The 1345-nt window shown below is 64.2% G+C and carries 1 protein-coding gene; it reads right to left on the bottom strand.

The genetic code is table 11. From position 1 onward, the window contains the following. Positions 1-68 precede the first annotated feature (68 nt). On the bottom strand, positions 69-1262 hold the full coding sequence (locus RF638_RS15980; RefSeq protein ID WP_202976233.1) for an integrase: 1194 nt from the start codon (positions 1260-1262) through the stop codon (positions 69-71). Between the last annotated feature and the right edge of the window lie 83 nt (positions 1263-1345).

Genomic DNA, 1345 nt, shown 5'->3' on the forward strand with positions numbered 1-1345 from the left:
GCGTCTTGCCTCATGTCAAGATGTCCGGATGGTGTTCGTGCTTGCCTCAGGTGAAATGTCCGCGTAGCTCACGCGGCGGGGCGGGTGCCCTGGGTGCGTGCGGCGGCTAATTCGATGAGTTGCTGCTGGATCTGGGTGATCCGTCGGGTGATCTGTGCTGGGTTGAGTGTTTCGTGTTCGCGGGTTAGGCGGTCGGTGGTCTTGGTGTCGAGGACGCCGGCGTCGAGCAGCCGCTGGTAGGGGGTGCGCGGGGCGTCGTAGATCCGCTTCTTCCGCCCGGCTTTCGTGTGGGCCCAGTCCACGGCTTTCACACAGGGCAGGAGGTAGTTCTTGCGGGCCATCACCAGGCCCCAGAGCTCGTTGAGCAGATCCATCTCGTGCTTGGTCTCGTAGCGGTAGCGGAACGCATGTCTGCGGACCCAGTCGCCGTTGCGTTGCTCGACGTGGGCGTTGTCGTTGTGCTTGTAGGGACGGCCCCGGGTGACGGGGATCTCGTGCGTGTCGGCCCAGGCGATCACACCCCAGTTCATGAACTCCGACCCGTTATCGAAGTCCACCCCGGCGACCGGGACGGGGGCGTGGGAGCGCATCCATTCGAGGGCACCGTGGATGTGGACGTAGGCGTTGTTGCGGATCGTGCGCAGCATTGTCCACCCCGCCACCGGGTCGGTGCCCGTCAGAGTGCGCAAGAACTCGCCCTTGAGAGTGTGGCCGCAGTGCGCGACGGTGTCCAGCTCCAGGAACCCCGCAGTGGTGAGTGGGGCGTCCATGCTGGTGCGCGTCGGGACCGACGAACGCAGAATATGCGATGGTTTCGTGCCCGACAACGCAATCGGGTACGCGGCGTCCTTGTGCGGCTTCAGGTACCGGTCGATCGTTGCCGCACTCATCGATTGCACCTCGTTCAACACCTCCGGGGTAAGGCGTGGTTCGACTTTGCCCAGTTCCCGAAACCGGACCAGCCGTTCGAGGGTGTCGTCCATGATCGCGGCCAGGTACTTCCCCGAGGGTTGGCCAGACAGCCGCCATACCTCCTGTAACACGACCAGCGCGTCGTAGGAGTACTTCCGTGGCCGCGGCTTGCGTTGCTGCTGGCTCGCAGCGCCCTTGCGCGTGTTCGCGGCGCGGATCGCGCGACGGGCATGATCACGAGTCCAGCCCGTGGCATGCACCAACTCATCCAGCAGTCGGCTTTTCTCGACCTTGCCCGCCTTCGCGTACTCGCGGGCGAACTTCTTCGTGATCTCACGGCGCGACGCCATCGACAACTCCCTGCTCATCACCCCAGGGAACTACGCGGACATTCTTACGTGAGGCACCCGCTCCCGTTCCCGGACCTTTTAGC

It is taken from the genome of Kocuria sp. CPCC 205235 (genome assembly GCF_040980905.1).
Classification (GTDB): Bacteria; Actinomycetota; Actinomycetes; order Actinomycetales; family Micrococcaceae; genus Kocuria; species Kocuria carniphila.

Coding starts and splice junctions, on each gene's coding strand:
- RF638_RS15980 (WP_202976233.1), bottom strand. CDS start 1,262: ATGGCGTCGCGCCGTGAGATCACGAAGAAGTTCGCCCGCGAGTACGCG.